Origin of the sequence: Mycolicibacter sinensis, assembly GCF_001673565.1 — a bacterium.
Lineage (GTDB): Bacteria > Actinomycetota > Actinomycetes > Mycobacteriales > Mycobacteriaceae > Mycobacterium > Mycobacterium sinense_C.
On sequence record NZ_LZMF01000077.1, the window covers coordinates 1 to 18,335 of the forward strand.

Annotated in this window: 19 protein-coding genes; 6 read left to right on the forward strand and 13 right to left on the reverse strand. The window is 69.5% G+C overall.

Annotated features, from left to right (window positions below; translation table 11 throughout):
- From A5648_RS12680 to A5648_RS12700, 5 genes are all read right to left on the reverse strand, one after another.
- The coding region (locus tag A5648_RS12680; protein WP_065024890.1) for a peptidoglycan D,D-transpeptidase FtsI family protein at positions 1–1,692 on the reverse strand (1,692 nt) is incomplete at its 3' end.
- Entirely contained in the window at positions 1,689–2,735 is a 1,047-nt protein-coding gene (locus tag A5648_RS12685; protein WP_428844336.1) for a hypothetical protein, read from the reverse strand. The genes A5648_RS12680 and A5648_RS12685, both read right to left, overlap by 4 nt.
- A complete protein-coding gene (gene rsmH / locus A5648_RS12690) occupies positions 2,732–3,889 on the reverse strand; it encodes a 16S rRNA (cytosine(1402)-N(4))-methyltransferase RsmH (protein WP_082966466.1) in 1,158 nt (385 codons plus the stop codon). The genes A5648_RS12685 and rsmH overlap by 4 nt, the downstream gene beginning before the upstream one ends.
- Complete coding sequence (mraZ, locus tag A5648_RS12695) at positions 3,864–4,295, reverse strand: division/cell wall cluster transcriptional repressor MraZ (RefSeq protein ID WP_019738354.1); 432 nt, start codon at positions 4,293–4,295, stop codon at positions 3,864–3,866. The genes rsmH and mraZ overlap by 26 nt, the downstream gene beginning before the upstream one ends.
- A 297-nt stretch (positions 4,296–4,592) precedes the next feature.
- On the reverse strand, positions 4,593–4,994 hold the full coding sequence (locus A5648_RS12700; protein ID WP_065024891.1) for a DUF3040 domain-containing protein: 402 nt from the start codon (positions 4,992–4,994) through the stop codon (positions 4,593–4,595).
- A 218-nt stretch (positions 4,995–5,212) separates the two neighbouring features.
- Between A5648_RS12700 and A5648_RS12705 the strand changes: the two genes are divergently transcribed.
- Both A5648_RS12705 and A5648_RS12710 read left to right on the forward strand, forming a co-directional pair.
- Positions 5,213–5,827 carry a GNAT family N-acetyltransferase gene (locus A5648_RS12705; RefSeq protein WP_065024892.1) on the forward strand — a complete coding sequence of 205 codons (615 nt, stop codon included), beginning with the start codon at positions 5,213–5,215 and terminating at the stop codon, positions 5,825–5,827.
- Positions 5,824–6,534 carry an LppM family (lipo)protein gene (locus A5648_RS12710; RefSeq protein ID WP_065024893.1) on the forward strand — a complete coding sequence of 237 codons (711 nt, stop codon included), beginning with the start codon at positions 5,824–5,826 and terminating at the stop codon, positions 6,532–6,534. The genes A5648_RS12705 and A5648_RS12710 overlap by 4 nt, the downstream gene beginning before the upstream one ends.
- A gap of 10 nt (positions 6,535–6,544) precedes the next feature.
- Here A5648_RS12710 and A5648_RS12715 read toward each other — a convergent pair whose 3' ends face one another.
- Entirely contained in the window at positions 6,545–7,438 is an 894-nt protein-coding gene (locus tag A5648_RS12715; RefSeq protein ID WP_065024894.1) for a mycobacterial-type methylenetetrahydrofolate reductase, read from the reverse strand.
- Between the two features lie 270 nt (positions 7,439–7,708).
- Between A5648_RS12715 and idsA2 the strand changes: the two genes are divergently transcribed.
- Both idsA2 and A5648_RS12725 read left to right on the forward strand, forming a co-directional pair.
- Positions 7,709–8,758, forward strand: a complete 1,050-nt coding sequence (gene idsA2 / locus A5648_RS12720) for a bifunctional (2E,6E)-farnesyl/geranyl diphosphate synthase (RefSeq protein ID WP_207511688.1) — start codon at positions 7,709–7,711, stop codon at positions 8,756–8,758.
- 15 nt (positions 8,759–8,773) lie between these two features.
- Positions 8,774–10,306: an alpha-(1->6)-mannopyranosyltransferase A gene (locus A5648_RS12725; RefSeq protein WP_065024895.1), complete on the forward strand. Its 1,533-nt coding sequence runs from the start codon at positions 8,774–8,776 to the stop codon at positions 10,304–10,306.
- Here the strand turns inward: A5648_RS12725 and A5648_RS12730 are convergent.
- Positions 10,293–10,697, reverse strand: coding sequence for an Rv2175c family DNA-binding protein (locus tag A5648_RS12730; RefSeq protein ID WP_065024896.1), 405 nt, complete (start codon positions 10,695–10,697; stop codon positions 10,293–10,295). The genes A5648_RS12725 and A5648_RS12730 overlap by 14 nt on opposite strands.
- A gap of 52 nt (positions 10,698–10,749) precedes the next feature.
- On the opposite strand from A5648_RS12730, the gene A5648_RS12735 reads away from it, so the two are divergent.
- Positions 10,750–11,895, forward strand: a complete 1,146-nt coding sequence (locus A5648_RS12735) for a protein kinase domain-containing protein (RefSeq protein WP_082966467.1) — start codon at positions 10,750–10,752, stop codon at positions 11,893–11,895.
- Between the two features lie 90 nt (positions 11,896–11,985).
- Here A5648_RS12735 and A5648_RS12740 read toward each other — a convergent pair whose 3' ends face one another.
- The 3 genes from A5648_RS12740 to A5648_RS12750 form a co-directional block, all read right to left on the reverse strand.
- Positions 11,986–13,371: a class II 3-deoxy-7-phosphoheptulonate synthase gene (locus tag A5648_RS12740; protein ID WP_065024897.1), complete on the reverse strand. Its 1,386-nt coding sequence runs from the start codon at positions 13,369–13,371 to the stop codon at positions 11,986–11,988.
- A 72-nt stretch (positions 13,372–13,443) separates the two neighbouring features.
- On the reverse strand, positions 13,444–13,950 hold the full coding sequence (locus tag A5648_RS12745) for a polyadenylate-specific 3'-exoribonuclease AS (protein WP_065024898.1): 507 nt from the start codon (positions 13,948–13,950) through the stop codon (positions 13,444–13,446).
- Entirely contained in the window at positions 13,947–14,930 is a 984-nt protein-coding gene (locus A5648_RS12750; RefSeq protein ID WP_065024899.1) for a hypothetical protein, read from the reverse strand. Before A5648_RS12750 ends, A5648_RS12745 begins: the two co-directional genes overlap by 4 nt.
- 103 nt (positions 14,931–15,033) lie before the next feature.
- Here A5648_RS12750 and A5648_RS12755 point away from each other — a divergent pair, with 103 nt between their 5' ends.
- Positions 15,034–16,317, forward strand: coding sequence for a glycosyltransferase 87 family protein (locus A5648_RS12755; protein WP_065024900.1), 1,284 nt, complete (start codon positions 15,034–15,036; stop codon positions 16,315–16,317).
- Here A5648_RS12755 and A5648_RS12760 read toward each other — a convergent pair.
- The 3 genes from A5648_RS12760 to A5648_RS12770 form a co-directional block, all read right to left on the reverse strand.
- Positions 16,278–17,012, reverse strand: coding sequence for a lysophospholipid acyltransferase family protein (locus A5648_RS12760; RefSeq protein WP_065024901.1), 735 nt, complete (start codon positions 17,010–17,012; stop codon positions 16,278–16,280). The genes A5648_RS12755 and A5648_RS12760 overlap by 40 nt on opposite strands.
- A 142-nt stretch (positions 17,013–17,154) precedes the next feature.
- Positions 17,155–17,526 (reverse strand): hypothetical protein, encoded by a 372-nt coding sequence (locus A5648_RS12765; protein WP_065024906.1) that lies wholly within the window; start codon positions 17,524–17,526, stop codon positions 17,155–17,157.
- On the reverse strand, positions 17,523–18,335 hold an 813-nt coding region (locus tag A5648_RS12770; protein ID WP_275080645.1), incomplete at its 5' end, for an ArsA family ATPase. The genes A5648_RS12765 and A5648_RS12770, both read right to left, overlap by 4 nt.

The window sequence follows — 18,335 nt, forward strand, 5'->3', positions numbered from 1 at the left end:
CCACCCGGTGCCCTGCTGGACCCCGGTCGGGTCGCGCTGGGTCACCGCACGCAGCATGTTGCGCACGGTCGCCGCGGTCTGCTCGGTGACCACCCGCACACCGTCGGGCCGGGGTTCCTCGGTGCGGGTGCCGTCGGGGGCAATGGTCGCCTTGATGATCCGCGGCGGGATCCGCAGGCCGTCGTTGGCAATGGCCTGGTACATGCCGGCCATCTGCAGCAACGTCATCGAAAGGCCTTGGCCGATCGGCAGGTTGGCGAACGAGCTGCCCGACCACTGATCGACCGGCGGAACCAGGCCGGCGCTCTCGCCGGGCAGCGCCACCCCGGTGCGCTGCCCCAGGCCGAACTTCTCCAGCATCTCGAACCAGCGCTCCGGGCCCACCCGCTGTGCCAGCATCAGGGTGCCGACGTTGGAGGACTTACCGAAGATCCCGGTCGTGGTGTACGGCGCGACGCCGTGCTCCCAGGCGTCGCCGACGGTGACATCGGCGATGTTGATCGATCCGGGGACCTGCAGCACCTCATCGGGATTGCTCAGTCCGTACTCGATGACCGAGGCGGCGGTGATGAGCTTGTTGACCGAGCCCGGCTCGAACGGCGACGACACCGCCGGGTTGCCGAGCTGCCGGTGCTCTTGCCGCCCGATGTCCTGGGACGGGTCGAAGGTGTTGTCGCCGGCCATCGCCAGCACTTCGCCGCTCTTGGCGTCGAGCACCACCGCGGTGGCGTTGCGCGCGCCGGAGACGTTCTTGGCCTGCTGAACCTGCTGCTGGACGTAGAACTGGATGTCGTCGTCGAGGGTGAGCTGGATCGTCGACCCGTTGACGGCCCGGTGCCGGTTGCGGTAGCTGCCCGGGATCACCACGCCGTCGGAGCCGCGGTCGTAGGTGATCGAGCCGTCCGTGCCGGCCAGCACGGCGTCCATCGAGTCCTCCAGGCCCAACAGGCCGTGGCCGTCCCAGTCGATGCCGCCGATGATGTTGGCCGCCAACGACCCGCCCGGATACTGCCGCAGGTCTTGGCGCTCGCTGCCGACTTCCGGGCACTTGTCGATGATCGCCTCGGCCAGCGCCGGCTCGACGGCGCGGGCCAGGTAGACGAAGGTCTCGTTGCTGCGCAGCTTCTTCAGCAGCGTCGCCGCATCCGGTTTGTTGCCGAGCCGACCGGCGATCTCCTTGGCGATCTCCTGCAGCCGGCGCTGCGGATCGGGCGCGGCGGGATTCTTCTTTTTGGCCTCTTCGAGTTGCTTGCCGACCTTGATCGGCTGGAAGGTCAAGGCGCGGGCTTCGATGGTGAATGCCAGTTTGTCGCCGGTGCGGTCGATGATGTCGCCGCGCATGGCTTGTTGGACATCGGTGACCTTGAGCTGTCCGGCGGCCTCGGCGCGCAGTCCGGATGCCTGGGGGACCTGCAGATAGAACAGCTGTGCCGCGGCCAGGGCCAGCACCAGGAAGATGACGGCGTTGCCGGTGCGGTGCCGGAAGACGAATGACGCGCTGCGCGAACCCAACTCGGTGGCGTGCCGGGTCCGACGGTCGCGGGCCGAATGTCCTTCCGGCTGCGTCACTTTCGCTGCTTTACCGGGCTTGGCCTGCTTGCTGGGTTTGGTGACCCGGCCGGCCTTGCGGCGGGCTGTGCTGGAACCGTCGGCGCGGCGCGTCGGGCCGGTCCCCCGCGCCGGCCGTCTCATCGCGCGGCTCCCGGGAGCACCGGCGGCAATGCCGCCTCGGGCGGCAGCACCGTCGCCGGAGGAAGCACAGCCTGTGGGGGCAGCTCCGTCGCCGGGGGCAGCACAGCCTCCGGCGGCAGGGCGACTGGCGGGATGTCGAGCATGGGACCCGGCGGCGGACCGGACAGTGGCGCGCCGGGTGCGGCGGGCATCCCGGGCAGGCCCGGAATGATCAGGGGCGCGCCCGGCGTGGCCGGAGAAGGCACCGCCGGAGCGGGCGCAGCCGGGGTGGGCAGATGCCGGCTGTCCAGCTTCGGCCCGGCGGGCGGCACCCGGACCGGAACCTCGGCCGGCGGCGATACCGGTCGATCGTCGGGCAGTTTGGTGTTCAACGGTGGCGGCGGCACCCCTTCGGCCGGCTTCGGAACGCCCACCACGACCCAGTTGCCGGCCGGGTCCTGGACCAGATGCGCGGTGTCGCGGGTCGGGATCATGCCGAGCTCGCGCGCCGCCTCGGCCAGTGCCGGCGCCGATTCGGCGGTGAGCACGTCACGCTCGAGCGCCTCCTTCTGCTGCATGAGCACCCGGTTGTGTTCCCGGATATTGCCCAGCTGATACGAGCGCTCGGCGGCGTCCGTCGACAGCCACAGCGTGATGCCCAGGCCGATGCCGAGCGAGCCGATGATCAGCACGACGAACGGAACCTTGGCCGCCAGCGTGCGCGGCCGCAGGTCGACCGACGCCAGCCGGGTGATCAGGCGTTCCCGTAGCGGGACACGCACCACCTTGGGCGCCTTGGCCTTTCGTGCCTTGGCCCGCGCTTTGGCCTGCTTGGTGTTCTTCGGTGGTGCCGGCCTGGTGTCGGGACGCGGCAGCGCCGCGTTCTGCGGCCCCGACCGTGGCCGCGATTCGCGCCCGGGGGCGGGCGCATTCGGGTGCTGGCGGCGCAGACGCCGCGATTGCGGCGCCTCGTTGGAGCGGCGCGGCCCGGTGCGGGTCGCGCCTTCGGGGTTGCGGCGGCGGTCGCCTTGCCGGGCAGCAGGTTTGCGCTTGGTCGCCATCAGTTCCCCCTCGATGCCGTAATCGGCCCGTTCGTCACCCGCTGCACGGCCCGGAGCCGGACCGACCCGGCCCGCGGGTTGCGCTCGATCTCATCCGGTTGAGCCCGTTCGGCACCCCGGGTCAACGTGGTGAAAGTCGGTTCGTCACCGGGCAACTCGACCGGCAGGTCGACCGGGGTGCGCGACGTGGTCACCGCGGCGAACAACTGCTTGACGATGCGGTCCTCCAGCGATTGGTAGGACATCACCGCGATGCGCCCGCCCACCGCCAGGGCGTTCAGCGCCGCCGGAAGAGCATCGCGCAGCGAGTCCAGTTCACCGTTGACCGCGATCCGTAGCGCCTGGAACGTCCGCTTGGCCGGGTGCCCCCCGGTACGCCGCGCCGGCGCCGGAATCGCCTCGTAGAGCAGGGCGGTCAGCTCGCTCGTCGACGTGAACGGTGTCTGCGCCCGGCGGCGGACGATGTGCGAGGCGATCCGGGATGCGAAGCGTTCCTCGCCGAAACGCCGCAGGATGTCGGTCAACGCCGCCGCGTCGTAGGTGTTGATGATGTCCGCGGCCGTCAGCTCCCCCTCGGGATCCATCCGCATGTCCAGCGGGGCGTCGTGAGCGTAGGAGAAGCCCCGCTCCGACCGGTCGAGCTGCATCGAGGAAACCCCGAGGTCGAACAGCACCGCGTCGACGGACGCCGTTGCGGCCAAGCCCGTTTCGGCCAGCGCGGCGCTGATTCCGTCGTAGCGGGTGTGGACCGTGTGCAGCCGATCGGCGAAACGGGCCAACCGGGCGCCGGCGATACCGAGTGCGGTGGTGTCCCGGTCGAGGCCGATCACCCGCAGTCCGGGGAACTCGGTCAGAAACCGTTCGGTGTGGCCGCCGGCTCCCAGGGTCGCGTCCACGAGGGTGGCGCCGTGACCGTCGGGAGACTGCCGAGTCAGTGCCGGGGCCAGCAGTTCCACGCAGCGCTCGAGTAGCACCGGCACGTGCCCGAATTCGCCCTGCTCGGCCACCGCAACACCTCCCCGTCTCTGGGCCGCCCCTGCCTCGAGGTCCCTGCCCGACAGCGCGAACCTGACGTTGGGGAAGTACGTCAGGGTCGGTTCGGACAGAGGCCACGAGGCACGGGCGGGTGCCTCAGATGATGTCGCTGAGTGCTTCATCGCTGGCCGCGGAGAAGTTCTCTTCATGGGTCTGCTGGTAGTCGCTCCAGGCCTGCGCGTCCCAGATCTCGAGGTAGTCGACCGAGCCGATGACCACGCAATCCTTGGACAGGTTGGCGTAGCGCCGGTGATCCGGTGACAACGTGATCCGGCCCTGGCCGTCGGGATGCTGTTCATCGGTGGCGGCGGCCAGGTTGCGCAGGAATGCCCGCGCCTCCGGGTTACTGCGCGACGCCTTGGCCGCGCGGCGGGCCAGCTGCTCGAACTCTGCCCGCGGATACACGGCCAGGCTGTGGTCCTGGCTCTTGGTGACCATCAACCCTCCTGCCAGTGCGTCACGGAACTTCGCGGGCAGTGTGAGCCGCCCCTTGTCGTCGAGCTTGGGCGTGTAGGTGCCGAGGAACATCGGCTACCTCCCACCCACTCGATGACGTCAGCCCACAATACCCCACAATCACCCACTCCGCACCATTTAGCGGTCCAGTTTCCCCCCGCTTCCCCACTTGTCCGCGGGTTTTCCGGCTCACCTTCGCCTACAGCGGTCGGCGACGCCGCGAAATAGCCTGGTCAGCCAGGCGAAAGCGAAGTGGGGCGAAGTGGGGCTAACCGGCCGCCAGAGTCGCGCCGGCATCGAACGCCCACCCGGATGCGCCAATGAAAAAGGGCAGCCGATCGGCTGCCCTGTCACCTCACCGGTGCCGCGTTACGGCTCGAAGCGGCGGCGGAACCGGTCCTCCATACGGCTGGCGAACGTCCCGCTGCCGCCCTTGACCCGGCGCTGCTGGCTGCCGCCGGTCCTGGCCGCGCCATCGCGGCCCGCAGCGGCATGTTTGCCGGTGATGGCGAAGATCACGCCACCGAACATGACGACGAAGCCCAGCACGCTCAGGATTAAGAATCCGGGATTGACCGTCGCGTAGAACGGGATGCCCGAGACCAGCATCACCAGCCCGACCAAGAACAGTGCCATGCCCTGAATCCGCCGCCGGGTGGTCGGGGTGCGCAGGGCACCGCCGCGAACGCTGGAAGCGAACTTCGGGTCCTCGGCGTAGAGGGCGCTCTCGATCTCATCGAGCATGCGCTGTTCATGATCGGAGAGTGGCATTCGTCCCTCCTTGCCGACGGCCGCTCACATCACTGCCCACCGCTGGCTGCGCCTGTGCGGGCATCTAATACTGATAATACGAGGTCGACCTGCGGTGTACCACAGGCTTCGTCAGCTGATTGTAGCCGCGGTCCGGCGATGCCGATCCACAACCACCGACGTCCGCCGGATAATAGGTCCGGCACGCCCTACCACCGGCCGGGAAAGGAACCTGCACGTTGGCGACATTGCTCATCGACCTGTCGCCGCATGACATGGCGGACCGTCTCGGCGAGGCGCTGCGGGTGTACGTCACCGCGATGGGCTACCCGCCGGGCACCGAGAACCAACGTGCGGCGATGTGGCTGGACCACACCCGCCGGCGCGGGTGGCAGGCGGTGGCCGCCCTGGACGGCGGAGACGGCGGATCCGGCGCCGAGATGCTGGGAATCGCCTACGGCTACTGCGGAGCACCCGATCAGTGGTGGCAGCAGCAGGTGGTGATGGGCCTGCAGCGCCGCGGCCTGCCCCGGCCCGACATCTCCCGCCTGATGACCAGCTACTTCGAGCTGACCGAGTTGCACGTGCTGCCGCAATCGCAGGGCAGCGGCCTGGGCGAGGCGCTGGCGCGGCGGCTGCTCGCCGGGCGTCCCGAGGCCAACGTGCTGCTGTCCACCCCGGAGATCAGCGGCGAGCGCAACCGCGCCTGGCGACTGTACCGCCGGCTGGGTTTCACCGACGTCATCCGCAGTCACCACTTCGCCGGCGACCCCCGGCCGTTCGCCATTCTCGGCCGCACACTGCCGTTGGAGCAGGCATCGGCAGCGCAGAACCGGGCCGATCTGGCACGATGACGTCCGTGCATGTTCGGCGCTCCCCCCGGCTCACCGTGTACCGCCGACTGCTGGCCCTGGTGGGGCTGCTTCTGATCGCCGCGCCTTCCCTGGTCGGCTGCGTGCGCATCAAGGCCACCATCACCGTCTCCCCCAACGACCAGGTGTCGGGCCACATCATCGCGGCGGTCAAACCCCGCAACGACAACGACACCGGCCCCAAGCTCAACGCCGACCTGCCGTTCGCCCAGAAGCTCGCGATCTCCAACTACAAGCGGGACGGCTACGTCGGCTCCCAGGCGGTGTTCTCCGACCTGACCTTCGCCGAACTACCCCAGCTGGCCGAGATGAGCCGCGACGCGGCCGGGGTGAACCTGGCGCTGCGCCGCGCCGGCAATCTGGTGATCCTGGAGGGCCGAGTGGATCTCACCTCGCTCAGCGACCCCGATGCCGACGTCGAATTGAGCGTCGCGTTCCCGGGTGAGGTGACCTCCACCAACGGCGAACGCATCGGCGAGGACACGGTGCAGTGGCGACTCAAGCCGGGCGTGGTGAGCACCATGAGCGCGCAGGCGCGTTACACCGATCCCAGCACCCGCTCGTTCGCGCGCGCCGCCATCTGGCTGGTGTTGTCGACGCTGGCGGTGGCCGGAGCGGTGGCGCTGATCGCCTGGCAAGGCCGCGACCGCTCACCGCGGGTACGCAGCGCGCACGACGAGGCCGACTGAGCCGGCCGGTTCAGCGGGGCTGCGGCGACCAGTACTCGAGCATCTGCGCGAACGTGGTGAACGCGGCCGCGGACACCCCGTAGGTCGCCTCCAGGTGAATGCTCAGCGGGAAGCCGAGATCGGCGACCCCGTCGATCACCCGCTTGTACAGGTCGAGCATCAGCTTGCGCCGCTGCTCGGGCTCACTGCCGGACAGCGTCTTGACGAAGTCCTGCTCGGCTGCCACCGCCGCGTTGCCGGGGTCCTGGATCAGCCAGTTGATCAACCCGACCCTGTTCTCGAACGTCGGCACGAAACCGAAGGACAGCAGGATCTCCGGGCGCGCGTCGCTGTGCTGGGCGAACTCGGTCAAAAACGGCACGATCGCATCGGAGTACAGCAGCTGGGTCAGCCCGAACGTCGCGCCACGGTCGCACTTGAAGTCGAACCGGCCGATCTCGTCGGCGCGGGTGGGGATGAGAATGACGCCGCGGTTGGGCAGCTCGTCGCGGAAGGTCGCCAACGCGTCGGTGGGCGGCACACCCGAGCCCTCGCCGTCGGCCATGGTGCGGGGCACGCCGACGAACACGACGCCCTCGATGCCGGCCGCGGACAGATCACCCAGCCGACTGCGCAGCGCCGATTCGTCGGAGAACGCGGTGACCTGGGTGCACAACCCGGCCATGCCCGGCAGTTCCGGCTTGATCGCCGTCCAGAAGTCCAGCACATCGAGCTTGGGCTTCATCTCGATCGGCCGGTCGTCCTCCTCGGCGATCATGCTCGGCATCAGGATGTGCCGGATCCGCCCCTGCAGGCCGGACTCGGCCGCGAACCGCACGACCTTGCGCGCCTCCTCGATCGTCTGCTCGGGGCCCCGCTCCACGTTGGGCGGGACCAGCTCGAGTGCGACGGTGTTCAAGGTCACGAGGTTGCTCCTCATCGAAGGCGGTCAACGGTGCCGCGGGCGGGCTTCGCCGGCCCTCCGCGGAGAAGCAGGGGCGGCACCGCGGCCGATACGGGCACCAGACGCTGAGCCTATCGACCATGCGTCCGCGCCGCCTGCCTGAGTCCCCCCCGAGCGTGGTGGCACACTCTACGCTGAACGCACGCCGGGGGTCCCGGCCCGGGCCGAGTGAGAAAGGGACGCGCGCTGAGCTTCAAGGCACCCGCAGCAACCGCACCGTCGGCCGTCGAGTTGGCCGGCGCGGTAACCGCGCAGTTGCGCTCCTACCTGCGCACCCGCCGTACCGACACCGCCTACATGGGCGACGACTACCAGCACCTGATCACCGGCCTGGAGGAGTTCGTGCTCGGCGGCGGCAAGCGGCTCCGTCCGGCGTTCGCCTACTGGGGCTGGCGCGCCATCACCGGCCGGGATGCCCTCGACGACGAGCTACTGCTGTTCTCGGCGCTGGAATTGCTGCACGCCTGCGCGCTGGTGCACGACGACGTGATCGACGCCTCGGCGACCCGCCGCGGCAGCCCGACCACCCACCACAAGTTCGCCGAGTTGCACCGCAGTCGCGGCTGGCGCGGCGCGCCCGAACAATTCGGGATATCGGCCGCGATTCTGCTCGGTGACCTGGCACTGGTCTGGGCCGACGACATCGTCGCCGGCGCCGGTCTGCCCGCCGACGCGCAGCGCCGGGTGCGGCGGGTCTGGTCGGACATCCGCACCGAGGTGCTCGGCGGGCAATACCTCGACATCGTCGCCGAGGCCAGCGGTGTCGAGTCGATCGCGTCGGCGATGGCGGTCAACACCTACAAGACCGCCTCCTACACCGTGGTGCGCCCGCTGCAACTGGGGGTCGCTGCCGCGGCCGACCGGCCCGACATCCAGGCGCTGTTCCACGAACTGGGCACCGACCTGGGCGTGGCGTTTCAGCTGCGCGACGACGTGCTGGGCGTGTTCGGCGATCCGGCGGTGACCGGCAAACCTTCGGGCGACGACCTGCGTTCGGGCAAGCGCACGGTGCTGGTGGCCGAGGCGGTGGAGTTGGCCGACAACTCGGATCCGTTGGCGGCCAAGCGGTTACGCACTTCGTTGGGCACCGCGTTGACCGACGCGCAGGTCCGCGAGCTGTGCGAGGTGATCGAGGGGGTGGGCGCACTGGCCGCCGTCGAGGACCGGATCGATGTGCTGACCCGCCGCGCCATGTCGGCGCTGGCGGCCGCCCCGATCGACGAGATCGCCAAAGCCGGACTGACCGACCTGGCTCGCCTGGTCGCCGACCGGTCAGCCTGAGTACCCGGAGCGCCGATGTCCACCCCTACCACCCCACCGGTCCCGGTCGTGTCCACTGATGCCGCCGACACCCGTTCCCGGCTGCGGCGATTCGCCACCAGCGAGCAGTCCGGCGCGGCGTGGCGCGGCTGCCTGGGCGCTGTGCTGATCACCCTGGGCGGTCTGGGGGCGGGCAGCACCCGGATCCAGGACCCGGTGCTGGAGTCGGTGCACCTGTCCTGGCTGCGCTTCGGCCACGGCCTGGTGCTGTCGTCGGTGCTGCTGTGGGTCGGGGTCGCGGTCATGCTGGTGGCCTGGCTGGGTCTGGGCCGACGCGTGATCAACGGCACGGTCACCGAATACACGTTGATCGCGACCACCGGTTTCTGGCTGGCGCCGCTGCTGCTGTCGGTTCCGGTGTTCAGTCGCGACACCTACTCCTACCTGGCCCAGGGCGCGCTGCTGCGCGACGGTTTCGACCCGTATGTGGTCGGCCCGGTCGAAAATCCCAACCCGCTGCTGGACGACGTCAGCCCGATCTGGTCGGCGACGACGGCGCCCTACGGTCCGGCGTTCATCTTGATCGCCAAGCTGGTGACGATCCTGGTGGGCGACAACGTGGTGGTCGGCACCATGGTGTTGCGGTTGTGCATGCTGCCCGGTCTGGCGCTGTTGATCTGGGCGGCGCCGCGGGTGGCTCGCCGGGTCGGGGGCAGTGCCCCGGCGGCGCTGTTCCTCGCGGTGCTCAACCCGCTGGTGATCATCCACCTGATGGGCGGGGTCCACAACGAGATGCTGATGGTCGGCCTGATGATCGCCGGGATCGCCCTGACCTTGGAGCGCCACCACCTGGCCGGAATCACGCTGGTGGCCCTGGCCGCGGCGGTCAAGGCCACCGCCGTCATCGCACTGCCGTTCCTGGTGTGGGTGTGGATGCGCCGGCTGCGGCAACGCCGCGGCTACCCGGCGGCGGGGGCGTTCGCGGCGGCAGCGGCTGTCTCCGCGCTGATCGTCGTCGCCGTCTTCGCGGTGCTCTCGACCCTGGCCGGGGTGGGCCTGGGCTGGCTGACCGCCCTGCTGGCCGGCAACGTCAAGATCATCAACTGGCTCACCGTGCCGACCGCGGCCGCCAACGTGATCCACGCCGTCGGCGGGCTGTTCGCACCGGTGAACTTCTACGCGGTGCTGCACATCACCCGGATCACCGGAGTCGCGGTGATCGCGCTGGTGCTGTCGGTGCTGTGGTGGCGGTCCCGGCGCGACGATCGCACCGCGGTGGCCGGGATCGCCTGGGCGATGCTCATCGTGGTGCTGTTCGTGCCGGCCGCGCTGCCCTGGTACTACACCTGGCCGTTGGCGGTGGCGGCCACCGTCGTGCGCTCACCGACGGCGATCGCCGCGATCGCGGCGGCCTCGACCTGGATCATGGTGATCTTCAAGCCGGACGGCTCGCACGGCATGTACTCCTGGCTGCATGTGATCGCTGCGAGCGCCTGCGCGCTGTTCGCCTGGTACCGGCTGTCGAAAGCCGTCGAGGCGCCGCGGGCGGCTGAGATCAATACGCCATAGCCTGCGCCCGGCGCATCACTTCCCGGGCCTGGTGGGCGTGCAGCGCGTCGATGGGGCGGGCGTTGGACACCGCCTCCCGCACGCCGTCGCGGGTCAACGACAGCGACGAGTCCGGGGTGAACAGCCAGCGCACGATGTCGGTCTGCTGGTAGCCACCGTCGTGCAGCACGGCCAGCAACCCCGGCAGGCTCTTGACGACGTCCCCGTCCGCGGTGAAGAACACCTGCGGGACCACCAGCACGCCCTCCCGCCGCACCGCGACCAGATGGTTGTCGCGCAGGTACTGGTGCACTTTGGTGACCGGCACCCCGAGCATGTCGGCGACCCGGGGCAGGTCGAAGGTCGGTTCATCGGGTTCTAGGACATCGTCGGCGGCTGGAATGCTGCTCACGACACAAGTTTAAAGCCGCCGGCGGGGCCACCCGCCCGCATACCATGACCGGGTGACTTCCCCGTGGGGCCCGGACGCACTGGAAGGCGCCCTGCTGGACGGCCGGTACCGGGTCGGGACCCGGATCGCCACCGGGGGCACGTCCACGGTCTACCGGGGTCTCGACGAACGCCTGGACCGCCCGGTGGCGTGCAAGGTGATGGACCTGCGTTATGCCGGCGATCAGCAGTTCCTGACCCGCTTCCAGCTCGAGGCGCGTGCGGTCGCCCGACTCAAGGACCCGGGGCTGGTGGCGGTTTACGACCAGGGTTTCGGCACCCCGCACGATCCCGGACAGCCGTTTCTGGTGATGGAACTCGTCGAGGGCGGAACGCTGCGGGAACTGCTCAACGAGCGCGGCCCGATGCCCCCGCATGCCGTCGCCGCGGTGCTGCGCCCGGTGCTGGGGGCGCTGGGGATCGCGCACCGCGCCGGCCTGGTGCACCGCGACGTCAAACCGGAGAACATCTTGATCTCCGACGACGGCGACGTGAAGGTGGTCGACTTCGGGCTGGTCCGGGCCATCGCGGCGGCCGGGATCACCTCGACCAACGTGATTCTGGGCACCGCGGCCTACCTGTCACCCGAGCAGGTCCGCGACGGGAACGCCGGTCCGACCAGTGACGTGTACGGGGCCGGCGTACTCACCTACGAGTTGTTGACCGGCCGCACCCCGTTCTCCGGCGATTCGGCGTTGACGGTCGCCTATCAGCGGCTGGATCATGACGTCCCGCCGCCCAGCTCGGCAATCGACGGTGTGCCACCCGAATTCGACGACCTGGTGGCCCGAGCCACCGCACGCGACCCGGCTGACCGGTACGCCGACGGCCTCGAGATGGCCCGTGACGTCGATGCGATCGCCCAACGGTTGGCGCTGCCGGCGTTTCGGGTGCCGGCCCCGCGCAACTCCGCACAGCACGTCGCGGCGCAGCCCCGCCCGACGCTGCACATGGCACGCGAACCGCAGGACCGGGCGACCGACACCCAATATCAGTTGGTGACAGGGCAATTCGCCGGGATCGAGTTGAGTCAGTTCGTGCTCGCGCGCCAGCATGCGCGCCGGATGGTGCTGATCTGGCTGGCGGTGCTGTTCGCGGTCACCGGACTGGTGGCCGCGGTCGCCTGGACGCTGGGCAACAGCGTCGGCGCGCTGCTGTAGGCCCCTCCCCTTCGCCGAGCAGACACAGCGTCGCACCGCCTACAGGCACATTGTGCGATTCGGTGTCTGCTCGCGGTGGTACTCGGCCCGTCAGCCGCGCAGCATCTCGGCGACCAGGAAGGACAACTCCAGGCTCTGCTGGGTGTTGAGCCGCGGGTCGCACGCCGTCTCGTAACGGCCGCCCAGGTCCGCATCCGAAATGTCTTGGGCCCCACCGAGACACTCGGTGACGTCCTCGCCGGTGAACTCCAGATGGATGCCGCCGGGGTGGGTGCCCAGCGCGTGGTGCACCTCGAAGAACCCCTGCACCTCGTCGACGATCCGGTCGAAGTGCCGGGTCTTGTGGCCGGTGGAGGCCTCGTGGGTGTTGCCGTGCATCGGGTCGCACTGCCAGATCACCTGGTGGCCGGTGGCCTGCACCTTCTCGATGATGCCCGGGAGCAAGTCGCGCACCTTGTTGTTGCCCATCCGGCTGACCAGCGTGAGTCGGCCGGGCTCGTTCTTCGGGTCGAGCCGCTCGACGTATTCGACCGCCAGCTCGGGCGAGGTCGTCGGCCCCAGCTTGATGCCGATCGGGTTGGCGATCACCTCGGCCAGCCCGACGTGGGCGCCGTCGAGCTGGCGGGTCCGCTCCCCGATCCAGACGAAGTGCGCCGACAGGTCGTAGAGCTGTGGTTCGCCTTCGAGGTCGGCCATCCGCAGCATGGCGCGCTCGTAGTCGAGCACCAGCGCCTCATGGCTGGCGTAGATCTCGGCGGTCTGCAGTTCCCGGTCGGCGACCCCGCACGCGTTCATGAACTTCAGTCCGCGGTCGATCTCCCCGGCCAGCGCCTCATAACGCGCGCCCGCCGGAGAGGTGCGAACGAACTCCCGGTTCCAGTCGTGGACCAGTTCCAGCGACGCCAGCCCCGACGAGGTCAGCGCCCGCACCAGGTTCATCGCGGCACTGGCGTTGGCGTAGGCCCGCACCAGCCGGGACGGGTCGTGCTCGCGCACCGCGGCATCCGGGGCCAGGCCGTTGACCATGTCACCGCGGTAGGACTTCAGCCCCAGCGCGTCGACGTCGGCCGAGCGGGGCTTGGCGTACTGGCCGGCGATGCGGGCCACCTTGACCACCGGCATGGAGGCGCCGTAGGTCAGCACCACCGCCATCTGCAGCAGGGTGCGGATGTTGCCCTTGATGTGCGGCTCGGTGTTGTCGGTGAAGGTCTCGGCGCAGTCGCCGCCCTGCAGCAGGAAGGCCTCCCCGCGGGCCACCTGGGCCAGCTGCTCTTTCAGCCGGACGATCTCGGCGGGCACGGTGATCGGCGGTACCGCTTCCAGCAGCGTGCGCATCGGCTTGACCTGATCAGCGGGCCAGCTCGGCTGCTGAACGGCCGGCCGAGCCAGTGCGGCGTCGAGACGCTCGCGCAGGTCCGCGGGCAGCGGCGGCAGCGCCGGCAGCTGGTCGATGGGTACGTCAACGGTCCAGTTCACCCGACCATGGTAGCCGGGCGCAGACATGCACTGATCAGGCCTGTTCGGTGGCGGTGTTGCTGGGTCAACTCCTCAACGGTCCGCTCCGCGCCCCGCATCGTCGTCGGCCGTGATCACCTTGAAGCGCCGCAACTGGTCGCGGGCGTCCACCAGCGCGTCGTGGCTGCCGGGCGATCGCGGGGGCAGCCGCGGCCGCCCCCGGTCCTCCCAGAGCTGTCGCAGCTCATGGGTGAAACGCGGGATCGGCGCCGGCAGGTCGGGCATCGTGCCCCACAGTTGGCAGAGCACCACGTGGTCGTAGGCCGCGACCCAGGCCCACAATTCGATCGGCTCCCCGCTCTCGACACCGAGGAATTCCTCGAGGTCGGCGCGGATCCTGCTGCGCGAGCGCCACGCCTGCGACGCCGGCGAGGGCAACTTGGGCAGCACGTGGTTGCGAACCCACTGCCCGGCGCGGGCGGGATCGAATTCGGTGGACACCGCGTAGTACTCGCGGCCATCCTCGGCTGCCACGCCGATCGAGATCAGCTCGATGGTGCGGCCGTCCTCGATGAACTCGGTGTCGTAGAAGTACCTCACCAGCGCGGACCCCCCGGCCTGCGCACCGGAGGGATAACGAAGGGCCTAGTCGGCGCCGAGGCCTCCGCGACCGCCCGGTTGGGCGCCGGACGCTCGGGGATCCGCCCGGGGGGTACTCGCGGCCGTCGGATCATGATCGGCTCCGTCGGCGCCGCTGCCGCCCGCACCTCGCGGTTGAGTTCGGCGTCGACGACCTGCTCGTTGGGCACCTGGGGCCGGCCCGCAATGGCGTCCTGCAGCCAGAGCTTGGCCTGCACCACCGGGCGTCGCAGCCGACGTTCCCGCTCCAGCGCGCGGTGTATCCGCTCGCGCTTGGCCAGGTAGCGCCACCGCGCCCACGGTGCGTGCGGCCGGGACAGCCGGACCGCGCCGATCACCAGCAGCGGGAAGAAGAACATCCCGATCAGCCCGGTCCACACCTTGCCCTTGAGCAGCACCACCACGCCCAGCGGCAGCGCCATCACCAGTCCGGCCAACACCCCGGTGCGGATCAGCGGCGAGGAGGTGTCGTGCCACGTCGACAACATGAACGTCAGGGGGTGAAAGCCCAGCACCAGCAGTCCGGCCACCGCGGTCGCGGCGAATACGGCGTCCACCGAGGCGCGCCCGTCCTCTTCCCAGTACACGTCGGACAGGTGCAGGATCAGCGCGTACTCGTCGAGCACCAACGCGGCGCCGACCCCGAACGCGATCGCGGCGAAGCTGAACGCCGGCTCGTGCCCGTTGGGGCCCGCCGCCACCAGCGTCACCCCGGCGACCATCACCAGCACGACCCCGAACACCACGTGGTGGATGTGCTTTGAACCGATGTGCACGTTGCGCGGCTGCCACCACCGGGGGGTGTCGACGCGCCCGGCGGTGCTGCGGATGTAGCGGACCACGGAGCGGGTCACCAGAAACGTCAGCAGGAACGCGAGCAGGCAGCACAGCAGCGGTAATCTGCCGCGGTCGATGATGTCGTCGCGGAACCATTCGAGCACCTAATGGAACGTACGCCACCGCGGCACCCGACGCCCAGATCACCGCCGGTGCGGCCCGGCGAAACCTGGTCGACGGCAGCCACCCGATAGGCTGTGCGGCGACATGAGTACATCGCGGCCGCCCGACCCGGGCCGTCGGCACGGGGGCGGCGCCGGTTGGTGGATTTTCGCCCTGCTGGCGATCGGGGCGCTGGGCTACACGACGTGGCGGGCGCTCGGCAGCACGCCATATCACATCGACGTCGACGTCTACCGGATGGCCGCGCAGGCCTGGCGCGACGGCCTTCCGCTCTACGGTGATGACTGGTTTGCCACCCAGATCGACGGAACGGTGCTGCCTTTCACCTATCCCCCGATCGCTGCGGTGCTGTTCGCCCCGCTCACCTGGGTGCCGTTGGGCGTCGGCACCGCTGCGCTGACCGTCGTCTCGACGCTGCTGCTGGTGCTGTCCCTCACCATCGTGCTCACCGGCCTCGGTGTCGGCGTCGGCGACGGCCCGGCGTGGTGGCGGCGGGGTGTGGTGGCCGCGGCGATCGTCGCGGCGGCCATCTGGCTCGACGCCGAACCGATCTGGTCCAACTTCGACTTCGGTCAGGTCAACGCGGTGCTGATGACGCTGGTGATCGCCGACTGCGTGCCGCGCCGCACCTACTGGCCGCGCGGCGCACTGCTGGGAGTGGCGGTCGCGCTGAAACTGACCCCGGCGGTGTTCCTGCTCTATTTCCTGCTGCGCCGCGACGGCCGCGCCGCGGTGACCACGCTGGTGTCGTTTCTGGCGGCGACGCTGATGGGCTTCGCATTGGCCTGGAGCGACTCCTGGCAGTACTGGACGCACACCGTCCGCAACACCGACCGCATCGGCGGGGCCACGCTGAACACCAACCAGAACCTGGCCGGGGCGCTGGCTCGGCTGCCACTGGGCGAACATCAGCGCTCGGCACTGTGGCTGGTGGGCTGCCTGCTGGTACTGGCGCTGACGGTGTGGGCGGCCCGCCGGGTACTGAGCCAGAACTTCGCCGAGGCGCCGATCATGGCGCTGATCTGCGTGGCACTGTTCGGGTTGGTGGTCTCCCCGGTGTCGTGGTCACACCACTGGGTGTGGATGCTGCCGACCGTGGTGGTGACCGGCGTACTGGCCTACCGGCACCGGGCGATCGCGCTGGGCGTGCTCAGCGCGCTCGGGGTGGCGCTGATGATGCGCAGTCCGATCGAGTTACTGCCCGAGCATCACGAGGCCGCCGCGGCGTGGTGGCGTCAACTGGCCGGGACGTCGTACGTGTGGTGGGCGCTGACGGTGATCGTCACAGCCGGCGCGACGCTCAAGCAGGCCCGCCGGCCGATCCCGGATCAGCCTGCGGCGGTTTCCGGAAACCGGGCGACCGGCTGAGCCGTTGCCCCATCTTGTTGCGGGGCACCGTTTTTGAGACTGGCCGCGTAGATGTCGACGTACTCCTGGCCGGACAGACCCATCAGCTCGTAGATCACCTCGTCGGTGACGGCGCGCTCGATGAACCGGTTGTCGGCCATCCCGTCGAAGCGGGAGAAGTCCATCGGCTTGCCGAACCGGACCGTGACCCGGCCGAACCGCAGCATCTTGGTCCCCGGCGGGTTGACCACATTGGTTCCGACCATGGCGACCGGAATCACCGGGACGCCGGAGTGCAGGGCCAGCCGCGCCAGGCCGGTCTTGCCCTTGTACAACCTGCCGTCGGGTGACCGGGTGCCCTCGGGGTAGATGCCCAGCAGCTTGCCGTCTTTGAGGATCCGCTCCGCGGTGGTCAGCGCGGCCTGCGCGGCGTCGGCATCGGTGCGGTCGATGGGCACCTGCCCGACCGCGGTGTAGAACCAGCGGGTGAACCAGCCCTTGATCCCGGTCCCGGTGAAGTATTCGGACTTGGCCAGGAAGGTGATCCGGCGACGGACCACCAGCGGCAGGTAGAAGCTGTCCATGACGGCCAGGTGATTACTGGCGAGGATCATCGCACCCTCGTCGGGGATGTTCTCCAAACCCTCGACTTTGGGACGACCGATCAGGGCCAACAGGGGCCCCAGGAGTACGTACTTGAACAGCCAATACCACATGGCCCCTCCCTCCTACCCACGAACATCGGCCGTGTTCGCGCCAACTTTACCGACCACGCGTGGCTACGGCCACACGGTGATTCGTCACACGGACGATTCCCCGGAATTCCTTAGGTTGCTTAGTCATCGGCGTTCACTGCGCTCATTTTTCTATGGTGACCGGGATGGGCTGGTAGCCGGACCGGGCCGGCGCGCCCTCGTCCCCGCCGGGGGGCGGACCCTGGGGCGGGTCTGGAGCCTTGCCGGTCTCACCGACCACCGCCCGGATCACCTCGAACAACGCGACACTGTGCTCGGCGATGACGGTGAGCAACGGATGTTCCTCCCCGGTGACCAACGCCGCCAGCGCACACACCGGGCACCACACCTGCTGACACTTGCCCGGCCCGTCACCGGATGCCGCCAGCAGCGCCGCCGCCCGCACCGCCGGATCGAGACGGTCCAGGATCGCCTGGGCGAGCTTGCGCAACTCGGGTCCCAGCTCGCCCAGATCGGGGTGCGCGCCAGCGCTCAACGCCGCACCTCCTCGTCCCTGCTGACCGGCCACACCTGTGGGTCCGGCCGGAAACGCACCGTCAATTCGCTGCCACGCAACGTTGCGTCCACAACCGTGCATCGCCGCAGCACCGACGCCAGCCGGACTCGGCGTCTGGTGCCGCCGGCACCGATGATCAGGTCGTCCCCGGACCGCCCCAGACTGAGCGCACCGGAATCGACCTGGGGCAACTCTAGCCGCAACCGGTACACCGCCCCCAGTCCGGAACCCGACTCCCGGTCCACCACCGGCCGCACCGGTCCCGGCGGCGCCGACCCGTCGCGGCGCCGGGCGCCCTCGAGGAGTTCGGCCAGTGCCTTGGGCCCGATCGGTTCGCCCGCCAGATGCGGAATCAGCACCATCGCCACGTCACCGATGGCGCGGTCCAGTTCTTCCAAAACGCCGTGCTGTTCGCGAATCCGTTCGGCGTACCAGTCAAACGCCGGATGGGCGGGCAGATTGGTATAGATGTAGGAATCATCTTGCAGCAAAATCTGATTGATGATCAGCTCGTCGACGCGCACCCCGGTCAGGGCCAGTGTCCCCAAGGTCCGGACGGCTTCGGCCGCCACCACGCGCTCAGCGGTCAGCACCAGATGCGCTCCGACCAGTGACTCGTCGGTCAACAGGGCGGCAAGACGCTCCGCGGCCCCGCAGATCCGCTCGAGCAGCTCGACCAGGGCGGCCGATCTGCCCTCGGTCGCACTGAGCCTGCGGTGCCGCGGCCAGGATCGCTCGGCATACAGCGCCACCGTGGCGGGCAGCGTCAGCATCCGCATCGCATCGGC

Bases quoted from the DNA above. Each gene is read 5' to 3' on its own strand.
- rsmH (WP_082966466.1), bottom strand. From the start codon at position 3,889: ATGAAGCACTCAGCGACATCATCTGAGGCACCCGCCCGTGCCTCGTGG.
- mraZ (WP_019738354.1), bottom strand. From the start codon at position 4,295: ATGTTCCTCGGCACCTACACGCCCAAGCTCGACGACAAGGGGCGGCTC.
- A5648_RS12700 (WP_065024891.1), bottom strand. From the start codon at position 4,994: ATGCCACTCTCCGATCATGAACAGCGCATGCTCGATGAGATCGAGAGC.
- A5648_RS12710 (WP_065024893.1), top strand. From the start codon at position 5,824: ATGACGTCCGTGCATGTTCGGCGCTCCCCCCGGCTCACCGTGTACCGC.
- A5648_RS12725 (WP_065024895.1), top strand. From the start codon at position 8,774: ATGTCCACCCCTACCACCCCACCGGTCCCGGTCGTGTCCACTGATGCC.
- A5648_RS12755 (WP_065024900.1), top strand. From the start codon at position 15,034: ATGAGTACATCGCGGCCGCCCGACCCGGGCCGTCGGCACGGGGGCGGC.
- A5648_RS12760 (WP_065024901.1), bottom strand. From the start codon at position 17,012: ATGTGGTATTGGCTGTTCAAGTACGTACTCCTGGGGCCCCTGTTGGCC.